The sequence below is a fragment of the Tunturibacter gelidoferens genome (assembly GCF_040358255.1).
GTDB classification, from domain to species: domain Bacteria; phylum Acidobacteriota; class Terriglobia; order Terriglobales; family Acidobacteriaceae; genus Edaphobacter; species Edaphobacter gelidiferens.
This window is the reverse complement of record NZ_CP132938.1, coordinates 1,171,868-1,189,184: the sequence shown is the minus strand read 5'-3', so window position 1 is coordinate 1,189,184 and position 17,317 is coordinate 1,171,868. Positions and strand designations below refer to the sequence as shown.

Below are 17,317 nucleotides of genomic sequence, written 5' to 3'. Positions count from 1 at the left end.
GTTCCATGAAAAAGACCGAACTTCAAGACCATCTCTACGCGCTCGAAGAGCGTCTCCTCCACCCTGACCGCGAGGCTGACCGCACCGCGCTCATCCCGTTCTTCGCCGAAGAGTACAGAGAGTTCTGCACCTCCGGCCGCGTCTTCAACCGCCAGCAAGTAATTGACGTCCTGCTCACCAGCGCCGCCCGCCACGCGACTATCCACCACTTCTACATCGCCCAGCTCGCAGAGAACATCGTTCTCGCCACCTACCGCGCCACTACCTCAGTCGCCGTCTCCCACCGCTCCTCCCTGTGGATCTTTCGCGACAACCGCTGGCAGCTCGTCTTTCATCAGGGCACCATCGCCAGCTGACCGCTCTAACATCCGACACCAGAAATTGTGCGGCTCCCACAAATCAGATATCAGATTCTGCTACCCTCCCATCATGCGCCCCCAAGTCCTGAATCTCCTTCTGGCGACCTGTCTCTACGCCGTCGCGCCCTTCTCCCTGATCGCCCAGACGCCCTCGGTCGAAACGCGTATCACCGCCCAGAATGCTCTCTTCGAAGAGATCTACCAGGCCGACCTGAAAAACAATCCCGAGCGCGCCACCGCCGTGGGCGACTATCGCTACAACGACAAGCTCGCCGACTACTCCCTCGAAGCCATCATCCAGCAGAACGCCGCCAATCAGGCGAACCTGCGCAGCCTGTTAGCCATCAACGCCGCCGGCTTCCCCGAACAGGACCTTCTCTCCCACCAGCTCATGGAGCGCAGGCTCAAGCAGAGCATCGAAAACTTCGATCTCAAGAACTACGAGATGTCCGTCAATCAGCAGAACGGCATCCACACCTCTCTCTCCGACTTGCCGTTGGCCGTTCCGCTGGACACCGTCCAGCACTACGACGACTACATCGCGCGCCTCCACCAGATTCCTCGCGCCCTCGCCCAATCCGAAGACATCCTGCGCCTCGGCGTCAAAGATCACCTGATGCCGCCACGATTCCTGCTCGAAAAAGTCGCCCAGCAGGCCTCCGACATCGCCGCCAAAAGCCCCTTCCTGCTCGCTATCAACAAAATTCCCGCGACCTTCTCCGACGCCGACCGTCAACGCCTTACCACGGCCATCCAGCAGACCGTCGACACTGAAGTTTCGCCAGCCTACCGCACCTTCGCTACATTTATCGCAAAGGACTACGCACCCCACGGCCGCACCTCTATCAGCGTCTCGACACTACCCGACGGCAAGCACCGCTACGAGGTCGCAGTACGCGAACAGACAACCACCGACATGACCCCGGCGCAGATCCACCAACTCGGACTCGACGAGATCACCCGCATCACCGCCGAGATGACCACCCTCGCCCACAAGGCCGGTTTCAAAGATCTCGAAAGCTTCCGCGCCTCCATCAAGCCCAACCCGAAATACACCCCCACCTCATCCGAGCAGATCCTCGACACCTTCCGCCACTACATCGCCCAGATGCAGCCGAAGCTCCCCGAACTTTTCACGGTACTTCCCGATTGCCCCGTACCGGTCGAAGCCATTCCCGCCTACCAGGCCGCTGCCGCCACTCACTACCAGGCCGGCACGCCCGACTGCAAACACCCCGGTCGCGTCTCCGTCGGCACCAGCGACTTCGCCCACCGCTCGCTCATCAACGACGAGGCCATCGCGTACCACGAAGGCGTTCCCGGCCACCACATGCAGCGCTCTGTTCAGCAGCAACTCAAAGGCCTCCCGCAGTTCCGCATTCACGGCGGAGGCTTCACCGCATACACCGAAGGCTGGGCTCTCTACGCCGAACAACTCGGCAAGGATGTCGGCTTTTATCAAGACCCGGTCAGCGACTACGGCCGCCTCTCCTCCGAACTCTTCCGCGCCGTCCGCCTCGTCGTCGACACCGGCATCCACTCACAGGGCTGGACTCGCGAGCAGGTCGTCGCCCTCTTCGAACAAACTGACAGCCTTCAAGGTCCCGAGATCCAGTCCGAGACCGACCGCTACATCGCATGGCCCGGACAGGCCCTTGCCTACAAGATTGGCCAGCTAAAGTTCATCGAGCTGCGAGAGCGTGCGAAAAGGGAGCTCGGCCCGAAGTTCGACCTCCGTGCCTTCCACGATGAGATGCTCAGCGCCGGAGTGCTTCCCCTCGACCTTCTCGACCAGCGTACGGATCGCTGGATAGCCGCTCAAAAAGCCGAGTCTACCCAGCAAGCTACATCCGGAGCAGCACACACACCCTAAAAACTCTAGTGTCTTGCCGGACGGGCCTCCTGCGCGGAGGGCGGTCACTTCGTGACTTGTATACCTTGTTACGTTTGACCGAACACCATCGGTCCTCCCGTTGGTCGGAACGAGAGATTTTAATGCCGACCGGAGGGAGGCCCCATGCAGACCCTCCCGCCCAAGACCGGTACACGCGTCACGAAGTGACCGCCCTCCGCGCAGGAGGCCCGTCCGGCAGGACATAAGTCATTAAACGTATTCTTAGATTTCCCTAAAGCCCCGCGCACCAGTCATATCCCAGCTTCGTCCAGTAATCGTCAGGCCGCATATCGGTGTAGGCGATCAATCCAATCCGTTTGATCTGTTTGTAACCGTACTTGATCGGCATATGTAACCGTATCGGTGCGCCATGCCACTGGGCCAGCGGCTGTCCTGCCATCTCGGTCACCAGAAGGCTCTGCGGATGCATACAGGCCTGCAGGCTGAACCCGCAGTAGTAGTCCCCATCCGGCGTCTCCATGTAGACATACTTCGGCAGCGATCCATCCGGCTTCTTCTCCGGCGGATACTTCGCGATCAAATCAACAAGCCGGTACCCACCCCAATGCACCACTTGGCTCCAACCCTCAATGCATTTGAACTCCGTCACCAACTCATGGTGCGGCAGACTCGTGACGTCGTCCATCTTGAGCAGCAGCCCCGGCGTCCCCGGATCGAGCGTGTTATCCGACATGCCTGCCTCTTCCTGCCCACGCGGCCGCTTATTCCCCTGCGCCTTCTTCAACGCAGCAAACGCAGCCTCAAATGCGGGCGGCATCTTCACATCACTCTTCTCGCCGTTCCCGGCGACCATCGTGCTCGCCGCGCCACCCTGCATCATCGGCCCTTCCCCCATGCCAGCATCGCCATTCGGATCGACCTTGGCCTGTGGCCCATCTCCTACTACCGCCGCGGCCTTCGGCGCTACCTTCGAATCGTGCTCGACGGGCCCAGCTTCTTTCTTCGCAACGTATCGGTACTCCCACGCCGTCACATCCTCGACATACTGAGGAAGACCCTTCGCATTCGCCACCCCCACCATCTGCAGCCGATAGCTCTCCGGCAGCAGGTCCATCTTCAATCCGTAGTTGCCGTTCGTCCGCAGTTCCATCGATCGATCGACCGGATACGTCGGCGCAAGCCCGCGCTCATCAAACACCCCGCGCGACACCTTCGCATTGAACTCCAGCATCTTACGCAGCGGCTTCGGGATCAGCTGGTCGCCTGGACTGCGATCGATCCACCGATAAAATCCGTATCCACCCGCCGTCGCCGCCGCTGCAACCAGAAAGCTGCGACGCGTCCTCTGCCCCGACTGCGCCCTGAGCTCCGCGTTCAGAGCCTCTACCGCGCGCGAATCTCTTCGCTCCCGCTCCCCGTCGCGTTCCCAGTCGCGGTCAAGATCATCCTCGCGTTCCTTCTTCTCCTTCTCCCACTTGCGGCGCTGCTCCTGCTCCTCTCGCTCCTCCCGTCCGTCGCTCATCCCGTCCTCCTTTCCTCGTCTAGCGAAGCCTTGACCGCCGGCACAATCTCATACCCGCTCACCATCGACCGGAAGTTATTCCACCCCGCGAGAATCACCTGCCCCACGTGCACCACAAAGAACGCGCAAAAGCCCATCGTCAGCCAGAAGTGTTCCCATCGCGCCATCTCGTATCCGCCCAGCAGCGATGTGATCCAGTGCACCTGCGTCGGCTTGTAGATCGAGAGACCCGTGACCAGCGATCCCAGACCCATCAAAACTACCGAGGAGTAAGCGATCTTCTGCGCCCCGTTGTACTTCTTCTGCGGCGGCAATCCCTTGCGAAGATGCAAATCCACCAACGTCACCTGAATCGCATCCAGAAAGGATCTTCGCTCCGGTACCAGCACCCGCCACTCCCCTGAGATCAACAGATAAGCCACATAGAGAATCCCGTTGATTGCAAAGATCCACATAAAGAAGAAGTGATATCCCAGCCCCTCGGTCACACGATAGGGCGCATTGATCAGCTTCCAGAACCACGGAGGAAACAACCGCACCAACGTCAGCGAACCCACCCCCACTCGATACACCGCATGGGGATGCTGATAGGCATTATCCGAGTCATTCCAATAGATCAGCAACCCGCTCCAGATCATCGTGAACAGAACCGGGAAGTTCACCCAATGCATCCACCGAATCGCCAAGGGATGCTTCTTCTCCAACCTGATCGTTGCCACGGCAGGCTCTCTTGCCTCGACAGGCGCCGCAACAACTCCAACAGGCGAAGCCAGTGGCTCCGGAACTACGGAAGCAGCTGCCGCAACGGGCTCATCCACCGCTTTACCGCCGGCCGTCGTCGCTATTGGAACCCGCAATCCCTCCGGAGCTGCATCGACCGTCTCTGCTGGGATCTCAGCGGCAGGCTGCAAGGTCTCGCCTGGCTCACTTCTGTCTCTAGGTTTCTCAGGCATTTGAGCTCCCATCGTGCACTCTCGCGCACACAGCATTTACAACTCAGCACTCTCCGAATCGTTAGAGTTCTTCCCGCGGCAAAGGTTACGCCATTTCTCTACGTGCCGATGAGCCCTACCTTAGCTGCACCCGCACCTGTGCTCCCGTCTCATCCGCAAACGTAACCTCCTTTGCGCTCATCACCGCCTTCGCTCCAGCCCCTCGGCCATCCAACGGATAGACCGCCGCATGGTCCGCATCAGTCCAGCACACCAACCCCTGGACGCAACCCAGAATCTGCGGCACCCCAGGCACGCCGCTCCATCCCTGCACCAGATACCGCCGCTCCGTCCCCGGCTCTTCCACCAGCACGTCGTTCGAAAAGTTAATAAACAGCCGCGCCCCATCCACCGCAACACCGTTACGCTCTACCTTACCCAGCGGATCTCGCAGAAAGATCCTCTGCCGGAAGACCGCCACGAAGATCACCAGCAGCAACGTCCCCACAACCAGAATCTTTCTCAATTATTTCTCCTCGTGGTACTCCTGCTCCGTGTTGATGCCCCAGAGCGCAGCCTTATCTACATGCCCAGCCACGATACCATCCACCGCCGTCATCGCCGTCAACATACTGTGATCCTGGTTGTTGTACTTATGCATTCCATTCCTCCCCACCAGAAACAGATTCTCGAACCCGTCGGTAAACTCCCGCAGCTCATCGAAGCGGTCATATGTTCCAAAGTACGCCGGATACGTCTTTGGGACCCGCACCACATGCCCGTCCGAAACATCCTCCGCGTTCAGGATCCCGATCTTCGCCACCTCTGCAATCGCAAACTTCTTGAGTTCTTCATCCGGCATCTTCCAAAGATCGTCGGTGTCGTAGCAGAAGTACTCCAGCCCAATCCAGACCTTCGTCGGGTCCGCCACCAGGTACGGACTCCAGTTGTTGAATATCTGTAACCGTCCCAGTACCACATCGGGCTCCTGCACGTAGATCCATGTATCTTTCAGCAGCCCACCATCCGGCTCCTTCACCTTCAGCCTGTCCACCAGCAGACCCACGGTGATAAAGTCGCGATACTGCAGCCCAGCGCTCACCTCGCGCACGTTCTCCGGAACGGGAGCATCCAGCGCCTCCACCAGCTCGCGCATAGGCATCGTCGAAAAGAAATAATCTCCTGCAAACGTCTGTCGCTCGCCGCTCGCATTCACCGCATCGATCGACATCACCCGTTTCACGTCGCCTTCCGTTGAGCAGTGAATCCGATCCACCTTCCAACCCATGTGAATCTCACCGCCACCCTCACGAATCAAGTCCGCAACGTGCTCCCAAAGCTGCCCCGGTCCAAACTTCGGATACATAAACCGTTCAATCAGGCTCGTATCCGTGCCCTTCTGCGCCAGATCACCGGTCTTCGATTTACCTCCAAACGCCTTCTTCAAAAAGTGCTTCACCGCCGTCGTCAGGCTCAACCCCTTGATCCGCTGCGCCCCCCACTCCGCCGAGATCTCATTGCAAGGTGTTCCCCAAACCTTCTCCGTGTAGCTCTTGAAGAACGTCAGATAAAGCTGCCTCCCAAATCGATTGATCAAAAAGTCCTCGAGGCTCTTCTCCGGCGCAATCTGGCTCACCTGCGACTTCATATAGCTCGTACCAACGCGAAACGTTCTCGCCAGCCCGAGATTCTTCAACGTCGTCGCAGTCAGCGTAATCGGATAATCAAAGAACTTCCGCAGATAGTAGATCCTGCTCTTCCGCGGACGAATCAGCATCACCAGGTCCGGATCGGCCGTCGTCGCCGTGACCATCATCTCCACCGGTCCTTCGCTCTCCGCCTTGTCCTCGACCTCTTCCGCCGCACGCGGATCAATCGGCCCCGCTCCACGCAGCACTGGCTCCTCCGGCAGGCGCGCAGGTACAGCGACCATTCGCTTCTTTCCCTGATAAGAGATCTCCGGCTCCGACCCCGCATCGCCGACATCAGGCGGCATCAGGTCCACCCACCACTGCATCACGCGGTCGCTCTTAGAAAAGAACCGGTGGCCACCAATATCCATCCGGTTGCCCTTGTACTTGATCGTGCGCGAGATTCCACCAATCTCCTCGCTCGCCTCCAGGATGATCGGTTTCACATCCGACCGTCTCAGCAACTCCAACCCGGCCGTCAGCCCGGCAGGCCCCGCTCCGATAATCACTGCTCTCCGCGACATGCGCCCGCCTGCTCCAGACGCGCACACCGCGCCAAACCCAAGCTTATCGTAAACAAATCGCTCGCTGCCAGAGCGCACCTAGTCCGCTGGCTTCATCTCCATTTGCTACACTGTGCCCATAGCCCCAAGGCAGCTTGCGAAGGAGCCCCTACAACAAACATGACCGAGCCTCCCCTGCGCAACGTCTCCTTGTCCGAGCGCCTCCGCGCCCATCTCGCCATCGCCAGACTCGATCATTCCATCAAGAATCTCTTCGTTCTGCCCGGCGTCATCGTACCGCTCAGCGTCTATCCGGCGCTCTTCACTCCCCATCTCTTCGTAACTCTGCTCCTCGCATTTGTCGCGGTCACACTGGTCGCCTGCAGCAACTACGTCATCAACGAAGTCCTCGACGCGCCCTTCGACCGTCTTCATCCCACCAAGCGCAACCGCCCCGCCGCACTCGGTCTGGTCAACATTCCCGCCGCTTACGTCCAATGGCTCCTGATGATGATCGCAGGAATCGCAGTCGGCCTCCTCATCTCGCGCATGTTCGCCCTCGTCGCGCTCATCCTCTGGATCATGGGTTGCCTCTATAACTTTCCTCCCATCCGCACCAAAGACGTCCCTTACCTCGACGTCCTCACCGAGTCCATCAATAATCCACTGCGCATGCTGCTCGGCTGGTACGCCGTCACCAGTGTCCTCGTGCCGCCCGTCTCGCTGCTTATCGCCTACTGGATGCTCGGCTGCTACTTCATGGGCCTCAAGCGCTTCAGCGAGCTCTCCGAGATAGGCGATCGCGCCGTCGCAGGCGCCTATCGCGCATCCTTCAAGCGCTACACGCCCGAGTCGCTGCTCGTATCCATTGTCTTCTATGCCTCCACCGCGATGCTCTTCCTCGGAGCCTTCATCATCCGCTATCGCATCGAACTCATCCTCGGCTTTCCTCTCGTAGCCTTCACCATGGCCGTTTATCTCAAGCTCGCCTTCAAGCATGACAGCGCGGTACAGAACCCCGAAAAGCTCTATCGCGAACCTCTGCTGATGACCTCGTTCGCCTCAACCGCCATCGTGATGGGGCTTCTACTCTTCATTCGCATCCCGCGTCTGGAGTTGTTCTTCACTCCAACCATGCCCTCCACCACTCCTGCCGTAGCTCAACCCGCGCCCATCAGCTACACTCCACCCGGCTTCGAGCACCAGCGGCTTAGAATCCACGCCAAGATATGATCTCGTCGCAAAATTCCAGTGTTGAAAGCAGCCGCGAGAGTCTTGCCCTCCCTTGGACGGCCATCGCATCTCTGATCCTCACCGCCGTCATCTCCCTCCTCTGGTCGCACCACAAGCTCATGTCGCAGGACGAGTTCTTCGTCCTACAGACCGACAGCGTGCCTAGCTACGCCCAACTCATCCACATCCAACGCAGCTATCCCATCTCGCTGGACCCCCTCGTCTACCACACCCTCGCGCACATCGCGATCAGCGTCTTCGGCGCAGGAGCCTTCGCCCTCAGGCTGCCCTCGCTGCTCGGCTATCTCCTGATGCAGATCTGCCTTTTCTACTTTGTGCGGCGCATCGCCAACGAGAACGCCGCGATCTTCGCAATGGCTTTTCCCGCGATGACGGCGACTCTCTTCTACTCCGCAGAAGGCCGTCCCTACGGTCTGTTGCTCGGCTTCTACGGCCTCGCCCTGGTGACCTGGCAGGCCGCAACGCGACGCCAGTCGCAACGCACTGCCTCTCTCATCCTCCTCGCACTCGCGGTCGCACTCACGCTGAACACGCACTACTTCGGCGTCTTATCGCTCCTACCCCTCTGCGCCGCAGAACTCTTTCGCACCGTTCAACGTCGACGAATGGACCTTCCCGTCGCAGCCGCCATCATCCTCGGCATGGCCTGCATCGCCTTCGCGTTACCCTTTGAAAAGTCCGCCGCCGAGTTTCGCAAGAACTACTACAACGCCGGAGACGTCGGCTACCACGCCATCACCCAGGCCTACCGCTCACTCTTCCTGGACTACACCCACGCGAGCCTCCGCATCCAGCACCTCGCCGCCATCGGCCTCATTGTCTTCGCGGCTCTCCTGGTCTTCGGCAGTGTGCGCCAGCTACGCAACAAAGATGTCCAACTCCCAACCGCCGAGCTCGTCTTTCTTATCGTCCTCGCCGCACTGCCCTTCTTCGGCTTCCTGCTGGCCTTCTTCGTGACGCACTCCATCGAGGTCCGTTACGTACTCGGAGCAATCCTCGCGCTCAGCATTCTCCTGACGATTGCCCTCTTTCCAATACTTCGCCGCACAAACACCGCCATCCTTACGTTGTCCACGCTCGCAATCGCCATCGTCTTCACGGGAGCGATTCGCATCCACGCGGAGCAGGCAAAGACCAGAGACTTCATGGCCTCGCTCACACTCAGCCCGCAGATCAAAGCGGCGATTCTCTCCAGCCCCAGCGGCCTGCTCTACCTGCAGGAGATGGGCACCTTCGAAGTAGCCAGCTACTACGAACCCGACCCTGATATCCGCTCCCACATGGCCCTGATCTACTCCAGCAACCAAGAGCTTCTCTGGAGCCGACGCGACACCGAGTCGCTCACCGCACAGCACATGCGCCACTTCACCGGATTCCCCATCATCTCCTGGGAGCAACTCACCAATGAACCCGGCGAGCACGTCTTCGTGCTCCTGCACAGCGGCTGGAACTGGACCGACCAGGCCCTCGCAGCCGCACACGCCGACATCACGCCGCTAGGACCCGCCATGGGAGGCGACGCAGCCTCCCTGCGATTCTCATCTAACTCTCAGACCTCAAAATAATCTTGTGATTCCTCGAGTTAATATGACCGCCATTACGCCGCGACGGTCTCGACACCTTCAGCTCGACGAGCTAGCCGCATCAGCAGCACCAGTAAAAGAAGCGCTCCGAAGTACATATAAGACTGCAGCACATTCCATCCGCGCCTGTCGGCCAGCAGATTAGTCGCCGCCAAAAAGTTGTCGCAAAGAAAAAACGATAATCCCCACAACCACGGCCTCTTGGCCTCCCAGCACCCATACGCAAACCAGAACCACGCAAAGATTCCGAACACAATGCCGTAGTGATGCTCCCACGCCATCGGCGACGCCGCCACTGATGCCAGACCCATCGCAGCGATATCCGCCGTCGAACCGCGCAGCTTTCTCCAGGGATACAGCAGCACTCCGCAAACCAGCACCAATGACGTCAAGACAGTCGTACGGTATACCCACGAGACGTAAGGCGTATACACATGCGGCGTGTATCCCAGGTTCTCGCCGTTGAAGATCATCCGGTTCAAAGTCCCGAACATCGACTGATTAGCATAGTGCGACTGCGCCTTATGGCTCAGACTCGCCAGCACACCGACATAGTCAAGATTGTTGTGCCAACCGAAGACCGCAACCGACATCGTCAACAAAACGACGGAGCAGATCAGGAACGCCCACATCGCACCCCACCGCTTGCGCACCACCATCCACACCAGCAGAAGCACATATTGTGGCTTCACAAACGCAAGCAGCGCCGCCACAACTCCTGCCTCACGCTCGCGCCCCGACGTCCATAGATAGAGCATCAACGCGAATCCAAAGGAAAGCATCGTCTGGGCGTTCCCCAACGCGTATCCCTTCAACAGCGGATAACATCCCAGACAAGCGAGGATCACCGCAAGAACATCCGCCCCGCTCAAATCCGCACCGCGCCTTCGCAACAACCCGCGCCCCATCGCCAGCGACACCCCCGCAACACCAACCACCGAAAGCCACGAAAACACAGCCAGCAGACGAAGCATCGCAGCATCGCCGACTCCAAGCCTGCGCAAAGCAACCAGCGGCAATTCGCTAGCCAGCGAATAGATCAGCGTGTCATACAACGGAGCCGCGTAAATCGGCTTAGTAGAATTCGCATCGAAGTAATCCAGCGACTTCATCATCGGCAGCCACGAGTCGGTCCATTGCCGCATGTGCATGAAGGCTGCGACGTCGCCCTTGATGCTGCCAGGATTGCCCAGATGCAACGCCCGGCAAAGACCCCACTGAACAACGTTCGCAAGCAGCAGACTGCACACAACAAAGAGGAGAAGCCGCCTGCCGTGCGTAGCGGCGCCTGAAGTATCTACTGTCCTGGACGTCACGCTCTCACTCTATCAAACAGCCTTATTGAGAGGAGAGGTCGACTTCATTCTGATCTTCTTTCGACCTGCGAGCCGCACCTCTCCGTCTCGGCGCCCCATGTATCATGAAGGCGTCCCTATGCCCATCCCGGTCCCCACCCTCATCGGCGAACCCGCCCCCTCGACTCCCGTCGCGAAGGCCGCCTCAACGATGAAGAAAAACGACTCCATCCAGATCCTTCGCGCCGTCGCCGCACTTCTCGTCGTCCATGTTCATGCCATCTTCAGCGTCTCACATCACGCCATCCCCGCAGAGACCCGTTTCTTCAATCTCTCTGGTGTGGGAGCCTGCGGGGTCGACATCTTCTTCGCCATCAGCGGATTCATTCTTTCTACCGTCGCCATGAACATCCGTCCCAAATCCAGCTCTGCTCACAGCGCGCTCGACTTTCTGTTTCGGAGATTCATCCGCATCTTTCCTATCTACTGGACTCTCTCCCTCTTCTTTGTTCTGGTTGACCTCAAACAGCATCATCTCGTCCTGTCGTCTTTGGTCAACTCCTATCTTCTAGTACCCTCCCTGCACTTCCCCATCCCTCCTCCGCTCATCTTCGTCGGCTGGACCCTGATCTTCGAGATGTTCTTCTACTACATCATCACGCTCAACCTTTTCTTCGGCGCCGGTCGGGTCGTAGAAAGAACCATCCTCACCATCTTCGTCCTGATCGCGCTTGGGAGCATCATCGGCCTTCAGAGGCCAGTCGTCATCCTGCTCGCCAATCCCATCAATCTGGAGTTCGTCTTAGGATGCCTGATTGGCCTCCTCTTCGCCCGTTACGGCAAGCGCCACGCCCTGGGTACAGTCCTGCTCTTCGCTGGAACAATCCCTCTCGTCTTATCCACCTTCTTTAACAAATACGACATCGAGGCGAACAATGTCCTCAATGGATCGCTCAGCTGGCATCGCCTCCTGATCTGGGGCATCCCCGCCGCCATGGTCACCGCCGGCCTCGTCTTCCGCTCCTCCCAGATACGATCACCTCTCGGACGCTTCGGCGTTCAACTCGGCGACGCTTCCTATTCCATCTATCTGGTCTCGCTGCCCGTCTTCTACGTCTACGAACGTTTCTACCCTCATCTGGCGAGCCTTGGCGCTGACCCGAACGTACTCCTTTCAACTCTCTTGGTCGCTGTCGCAGGCCTGCTCTGCTACCGCCTGATAGAAAAGCCGATGCTGCACTTCATCACCGCGAAGTACCACCACCCCGCAGTGCAGTCCGCCCCCTAAGCAAAGAAAAGGCCCACCAATAAACGTGGGCCTCTCGTCTTTTTACGAAACCGCAACCTTCTTACGAAACTAGAGCCTCGCGTCCCTGCACATTGAACTCGAGACCGTTCTTTCCAGCCTTCACCACCACATGGTCACCATGCAGCACGCTGCCGTCCAGAATCTTTACCGCCAGCTTATCCTGCACCAGCCGCTGAATCGCTCTCTTCAAAGGACGCGCCCCATAAGCCCGGTCGTACCCAGCTTTGAAGATCGCCTTCCTCGCACCATCGGTCAGCTCCAGCGTAATCTTTCGATCCGCCAGCAACTTCTGCAGATCCTTCAGCCGCAGGTCGACGATATGAGTCAGCTGCTCATCAGCCAGCGGATGGAAGATCACAATGTCGTCCACACGATTCAGAAACTCCGGCTTGAAGTGCTTGCGCAGTTCATCCATCACGCGACCCTTCGCCTCTTCGAACCCGTCCTCTCCCTGCGCCCAGGCCGTCGACAACTGCCCCGCGCCAACATTCGAAGTCATGATCAGCACAGTATTTTTGAAATCAACCGTCCTGCCCTTCGAGTCCGTCAGCCGCCCATCATCGAGCACCTGCAGCAGCACGTTGAACACATCCGGATGCGCCTTCTCAATCTCATCAAACAGAATCACCGAGTACGGCCGTCGTCGCACAGCCTCCGTCAACTGTCCGCCCTCGTCATACCCGACATACCCGGGAGGCGCTCCAATCAACCGCGCCACGGCATGCCTCTCCATATATTCGCTCATGTCGATCCGCACCATCGCGGCCTCATCATCGAACAGGAACTCCGCCAGCGCCTTCGCCGTCTCCGTCTTCCCAACGCCCGTCGGCCCAAGAAAGATGAACGAACCAATCGGCCGCTTCGGATCGCTCAACCCCGCGCGCGAACGACGAATCGCATTCGCCACCGCACTCAGCGCCTCATCCTGCCCAACCACGCGCTCGCGCAGACGCTCCTCCATCTGCACCAGCTTCTGCGTCTCGCCCTCCAGCATCTTCGAGACCGGAATCCCAGTCCACTTAGACACCACCGCGGCGATATCCTCCTCGTCGACCTCCTCCTTCAACATCCGCGAAGGCCGCTTCGCAACTCCAGCAGCAACGCCAGACTTCGCCTCAGCCTCATCTTCCCGGACCGCCGCATCCTGCTCCGCCGTCAACTCGCGCAACTCTGCCTCTCGCTTCGGAATCTCGCCATACTGCAACTCCGCCGCCCTCTGCAGATTGCCCTTGCGAGTCTCTTCGCCCATCTGGAACCGCAGCGACTCCAACTGCTCCTTCAGCTCCGCGATCTTCCCAATCGCGCCGCGCTCCTTCTGCCATCGCGCACGCAGACCAGCCGATGCCTCCTTCACTTCGGCCAACTCGCGCTCCACAATCTCGAGCCGCTCCTGCGAGCCCGCATCCTTCTCCCGCTTCAACGCCGCGCGTTCAATCTCAAGCGAAGTTGCCCGCCGTTCCAGATCATCAATCTCCACAGGCACCGAGCCGATCTGAATCGCCAGCGCCGCAGCAGCCTCATCCACAAGATCAATCGCCTTATCCGGCAGAAACCGATCCGAGATATACCGATGACTCAGCACCGCCGCAGCCACAATCGCCGAATCCTTAATTCGCACCTTATGGTGAGCCTCATACTTCTCCTTCAGCCCACGCAGAATCGCGACCGTATCCTCGACGTTCGGCTCGCCGACGTACACAATCTGGAACCGTCGCTCCAGCGCCGCATCTTTTTCGATGTACTTCTTGTACTCACTTAGCGTCGTCGCGCCAATCGCCCGCAGACCACCGCGAGCCAGCGCAGGCTTCAGCATATTGCTCGCATCCAGCGACCCTTCGCTCGCACCCGCGCCCACGAGAGTATGTAACTCATCGATGAACAAAATCACTTCGCCGTTCGACTCTTCAATCTCCTTCAACACCGCCTTCAGCCGATCCTCGAACTCCCCGCGAAACTTCGCCCCTGCGATCATCGCGCCAAGATCCAGCGAGCACACACGCTTGTTCTTCAAAATCTCCGGCACATCCCCCAGAAAGATCCTTCGCGCCAATCCCTCGACGATCGCAGTCTTGCCCACGCCCGGCTCCCCGATCAGCACCGGATTGTTCTTGGTCCTGCGACTCAGCACCTGCACCACCCGGCGAATCTCCTCATCCCGCCCAATCACCGGGTCGAGCTTCCCGCGCCGCGCCAGATCCGTCAGGTCCTTCGCATACTTCTCCAGCGCCTGAAACTTCCCTTCAGGATTCTGATCCGTCACCCGCTGACTCCCCCGCACTGCACTCAAAGCCTTCAGAATCGCCTCATGCGTGCCCCCCAGCGCCGCCAGTGCCAGCTGCACAGGGTCATTCTTCGCCTTCGACAAGGCCAGCAGCAGATGCTCCGTCGACACATACTCGTCCTTGAAGTTCTCCGCCTCCTTAAATCCCTGCTCCAGCACCTTCTGCAGCGCGTTCGACATCCCCGGCTGCCCCCCACCCTGCACCTTCGGCAGCTTCGCAATCGCCGAGTTCACCCCGGACAACAGTTGCTCCACCGGCACCCCAATCTTCTCCAGCACCGGGATCACCACTCCCTCGCGGTCCTCCAGCAACGCCGCCATCAGATGCAGCGGCATCACCTCGGGATTGCCATTCTCCGCGGCGTGTCCACCGGCCGACTGCACCGCCTCCTGCGACTTCACCGTCAACCGATCCCACTTGATCGCCATAAATCTTTATCTCCCCATCCAAATCCACAGATTTGAGCTTTTCGCTTAGATTAGACGTCCGAGATGCTTAAGAAGATGCGGAAATCTGACAACAACTCACTCACATTCGGAAATGTGGGCAAAGCCCTGTTGCGACAGGGACATACGTTAGCCCAATGCCTTCCCGGTTATGCGAAAAGGCACCGAAAGCCCAACCACGCCATCGGGCTAAATCTTTCCCGCACCCGGCACCACTCAGCCAAGAACCGCGAGGCTATGCATTCACTTCCCCGGCCGCAACTCCACCCATGGATATCGTCGGTCGACGCAACTCTGCCTCGACATAGTCAATCTTCCCGTCGGGATACTCTATTTTGAGCACTGGCCTTCCCTGGCCCGAGTCAGGTCTGGAGCTACCATCACCCTCACGAGTCAGCGCGGCGCGACCGCAGGTTATCTTGCACCGCGGCATCATTCGGCATATCTGTTTCAGGCCCTCCGAAGAGCCGTCCCAGCCGACAGGGTTGCCGACATAATTGCCATACTCGTCTTCGGTCGGTAAATCTGGCCTGGGAGCGAGAACCTGCAGCAAAAGGCGGATAGACACAACAGACCAATCAATACTGAAAGTTTTGAACACATTCGCACCACGGGCGTAGAACGCACCGCGCTTTATAACATGCCGCCGAAACAGTTGTATATGTCGTTGATAACTCTTGGCTCCCGTCTCGCCAACCAGGCGCGCCCTGCCCCTGTTAGGCGGTTGGTGGCCCGTTGCGAACAGCGATGTGGACAGACCCTGGCTATGCTGTGACGCCTCCGCCCCAAAAGAAAAAGGGGAAAGCCTCCCCCCGCAATACCGCATCAAAGCGTTACTGAGCCGTCTGCGCCTCAACCCGCTTGGTGTCGTTGCCCACCTGCGCCTTGATCTGCTTTGGCTGAGCCTCCGCCTTCTTGGGCAGTGTGATTGTCAACACGCCGGCGTCCGCAGAAGCCGTGACGTCCTCCGTATTTACAGTCTGAGGCAGGTGAAGCTTCGGACAAAGCTTGGGGCTCTCAAGAATATAATCCGTCGTAAAATCAACAACTTATATAAAGCGGCGCACCAGCCGTCCTCCCCTTAACTTCGGACCGGCGAACGGATCACAACGAGCACATACGCTTTACTCTGCTATCGTGCTGCCAGGCGGCTCCGCGAACCTGAACGTAAACCCCGTGATCTACAATCGTCCCTTACAGGCCAGCTTTTCCTCCAGGAGGATTGTCCTCTGATCTCATCTTCGCGCTTCACGGCTCACACGACTCCCGCCCACAGCGAGGAGATGCCTCCGGCTGAATGACCGTCTCCGTCGTAATGCCCACCTACAACGCGGAGGCCTTTCTCCACGAAGCAATCACCAGCGTCCTCCGTCAAACCGTTACCGACTTCGAGCTCATCGTGGTTGACGACGGATCAACCGACGGATCGCTGGCCATCGTTCAATCTCACGCGCAGAACGATCCCCGCATTAAAGTCTTCAGCCAGCCCAATGTCGGCACTGCAGTCACACTCAATCGAGCCATAGACCTCGCCTCTTCGGACAGGGTCTTCATCATGCACGCGGATGACGTCATGCACGCGAACCGTCTCGAACGACAATTGGCCTTCCTCGAAGTGCACCCTGAGCTGGCCGTCGCCAGCAGCCTCGTTAATCACATCGACGAGAAGGGAAGAGTCATCGGACAGGACAACTCCTTTCTGTTCACCCACGAGGAGATTGAAGAAAAAATTCAACTCAACAAGCTGATCGGTTTCAATCATCCGGCCGTCGTACTTCGCAAGAGCGTAGTACAAGCTGCAGGTGGATACCGTCAGGAGTTTTGGCCCGCCGAGGACATTGATCTCTGGAACCGTCTCGCAGAACAAGGACATAAGATCCTCGTCCAGCCCGAAATCCTTCTCGATTACCGCATCCATGGCGGCTCGGCTTCTATCTCTCGTGCGCACCTTACTCGAAAAAAAGTCCGCTGGCTGAGAGAATGCATGTTGCGCCGCAGAAGAAACGAGCCCGAACTTACATGGGACCAGTTCCTCGCGTTCCGGCGACAGACTCCCCTTCGCCGGCGAATCAACGAGGAGAGAGTCGACTTCTCACAGATCTTCTACAAAGCAGCGGTTGGCCACTTCGCTGGTCGAAGGTACATCCGCACCGTCGGCAATGCAACTCTAGCCGTCCTCCTTCGACCCAGATACATTCTGTCAGAGATGATCACCAAGTCGAAGTGGCGCATGAAGAGCCTCAAGAACAAACGCAAGTCGCCCCTCTAACCCTCGTGCCCGCAGGG

Annotated in this window: 12 protein-coding genes and 1 pseudogene; 6 read left to right on the top strand and 7 right to left on the bottom strand. The window is 58.7% G+C overall.

Translation table 11 applies throughout. The features are described 5' to 3' along the window. The first annotated feature begins 5 nt into the window (after positions 1 to 5). Both RBB81_RS05510 and RBB81_RS05505 read left to right on the top strand, forming a co-directional pair. Entirely contained in the window at positions 6 to 356 is a 351-nt protein-coding gene (locus RBB81_RS05510) for a DUF4440 domain-containing protein (protein ID WP_179580904.1), read from the top strand. A gap of 73 nt (positions 357 to 429) precedes the next feature. After that, positions 430 to 2,232: a DUF885 domain-containing protein gene (locus tag RBB81_RS05505; protein ID WP_353072997.1), complete on the top strand. Its 1,803-nt coding sequence runs from the start codon at positions 430 to 432 to the stop codon at positions 2,230 to 2,232. A 253-nt stretch (positions 2,233 to 2,485) separates the two neighbouring features. Here RBB81_RS05505 and RBB81_RS05500 read toward each other — a convergent pair whose 3' ends face one another. From RBB81_RS05500 to RBB81_RS05485, 4 genes are all read right to left on the bottom strand, one after another. Continuing rightward, complete coding sequence (locus tag RBB81_RS05500; RefSeq protein WP_353072996.1) at positions 2,486 to 3,736, bottom strand: molybdopterin-dependent oxidoreductase; 1,251 nt, start codon at positions 3,734 to 3,736, stop codon at positions 2,486 to 2,488. Beyond that, a complete protein-coding gene (locus tag RBB81_RS05495) occupies positions 3,733 to 4,689 on the bottom strand; it encodes a cytochrome b/b6 domain-containing protein (RefSeq protein ID WP_353072995.1) in 957 nt (318 codons plus the stop codon). The genes RBB81_RS05500 and RBB81_RS05495 overlap by 4 nt, the downstream gene beginning before the upstream one ends. A gap of 115 nt (positions 4,690 to 4,804) precedes the next feature. Beyond that, on the bottom strand, positions 4,805 to 5,194 hold the full coding sequence (locus RBB81_RS05490) for a hypothetical protein (protein WP_179580898.1): 390 nt from the start codon (positions 5,192 to 5,194) through the stop codon (positions 4,805 to 4,807). Continuing rightward, positions 5,195 to 6,883: an NAD(P)/FAD-dependent oxidoreductase gene (locus RBB81_RS05485; protein ID WP_353072994.1), complete on the bottom strand. Its 1,689-nt coding sequence runs from the start codon at positions 6,881 to 6,883 to the stop codon at positions 5,195 to 5,197. Between the two features lie 159 nt (positions 6,884 to 7,042). Here RBB81_RS05485 and RBB81_RS05480 point away from each other — a divergent pair, with 159 nt between their 5' ends. Next, a complete protein-coding gene (locus tag RBB81_RS05480) occupies positions 7,043 to 8,095 on the top strand; it encodes a UbiA prenyltransferase family protein (RefSeq protein WP_353072993.1) in 1,053 nt (350 codons plus the stop codon). Next, entirely contained in the window at positions 8,092 to 9,681 is a 1,590-nt protein-coding gene (locus RBB81_RS05475; RefSeq protein WP_353072992.1) for a glycosyltransferase family 39 protein, read from the top strand. The genes RBB81_RS05480 and RBB81_RS05475 overlap by 4 nt, the downstream gene beginning before the upstream one ends. Positions 9,682 to 9,713: 32 nt before the next feature. On the opposite strand, the gene RBB81_RS05470 is transcribed toward RBB81_RS05475, so the two are convergent. Further along, positions 9,714 to 11,015 (bottom strand): glycosyltransferase family 87 protein, encoded by a 1,302-nt coding sequence (locus RBB81_RS05470; RefSeq protein WP_353072991.1) that lies wholly within the window; start codon positions 11,013 to 11,015, stop codon positions 9,714 to 9,716. Between the two features lie 118 nt (positions 11,016 to 11,133). Here RBB81_RS05470 and RBB81_RS05465 point away from each other — a divergent pair, with 118 nt between their 5' ends. Further along, positions 11,134 to 12,282, top strand: a complete 1,149-nt coding sequence (locus RBB81_RS05465; protein ID WP_179580892.1) for an acyltransferase family protein — start codon at positions 11,134 to 11,136, stop codon at positions 12,280 to 12,282. A 61-nt stretch (positions 12,283 to 12,343) separates the two neighbouring features. Here RBB81_RS05465 and clpB read toward each other — a convergent pair whose 3' ends face one another. Together clpB and RBB81_RS23465 are read right to left on the bottom strand one after the other, a co-directional pair. After that, entirely contained in the window at positions 12,344 to 15,013 is a 2,670-nt protein-coding gene (clpB, locus tag RBB81_RS05460; RefSeq protein ID WP_353072990.1) for an ATP-dependent chaperone ClpB, read from the bottom strand. A 956-nt stretch (positions 15,014 to 15,969) separates the two neighbouring features. Continuing rightward, positions 15,970 to 16,020: pseudogene (locus RBB81_RS23465) on the bottom strand (hypothetical protein); the annotation flags it as partial. Positions 16,021 to 16,328: 308 nt separating this feature from the next. On the opposite strand from RBB81_RS23465, the gene RBB81_RS05450 reads away from it, so the two are divergent. Further along, complete coding sequence (locus RBB81_RS05450) at positions 16,329 to 17,300, top strand: glycosyltransferase family 2 protein (protein ID WP_179580889.1); 972 nt, start codon at positions 16,329 to 16,331, stop codon at positions 17,298 to 17,300. The last annotated feature ends 17 nt before the right edge of the window (positions 17,301 to 17,317 follow it).

Bases quoted from the DNA above. Each gene is read 5' to 3' on its own strand.
- RBB81_RS05510 (WP_179580904.1), top strand. From the start codon at position 6: ATGAAAAAGACCGAACTTCAAGACCATCTCTACGCGCTCGAAGAGCGT.
- RBB81_RS05505 (WP_353072997.1), top strand. From the start codon at position 430: ATGCGCCCCCAAGTCCTGAATCTCCTTCTGGCGACCTGTCTCTACGCC.
- RBB81_RS05500 (WP_353072996.1), bottom strand. From the start codon at position 3,736: ATGAGCGACGGACGGGAGGAGCGAGAGGAGCAGGAGCAGCGCCGCAAG.
- RBB81_RS05495 (WP_353072995.1), bottom strand. From the start codon at position 4,689: ATGCCTGAGAAACCTAGAGACAGAAGTGAGCCAGGCGAGACCTTGCAG.
- RBB81_RS05485 (WP_353072994.1), bottom strand. From the start codon at position 6,883: ATGTCGCGGAGAGCAGTGATTATCGGAGCGGGGCCTGCCGGGCTGACG.
- RBB81_RS05480 (WP_353072993.1), top strand. From the start codon at position 7,043: ATGACCGAGCCTCCCCTGCGCAACGTCTCCTTGTCCGAGCGCCTCCGC.
- RBB81_RS05475 (WP_353072992.1), top strand. From the start codon at position 8,092: ATGATCTCGTCGCAAAATTCCAGTGTTGAAAGCAGCCGCGAGAGTCTT.
- RBB81_RS05465 (WP_179580892.1), top strand. From the start codon at position 11,134: ATGCCCATCCCGGTCCCCACCCTCATCGGCGAACCCGCCCCCTCGACT.
- clpB (WP_353072990.1), bottom strand. From the start codon at position 15,013: ATGGCGATCAAGTGGGATCGGTTGACGGTGAAGTCGCAGGAGGCGGTG.
- RBB81_RS05450 (WP_179580889.1), top strand. From the start codon at position 16,329: ATGACCGTCTCCGTCGTAATGCCCACCTACAACGCGGAGGCCTTTCTC.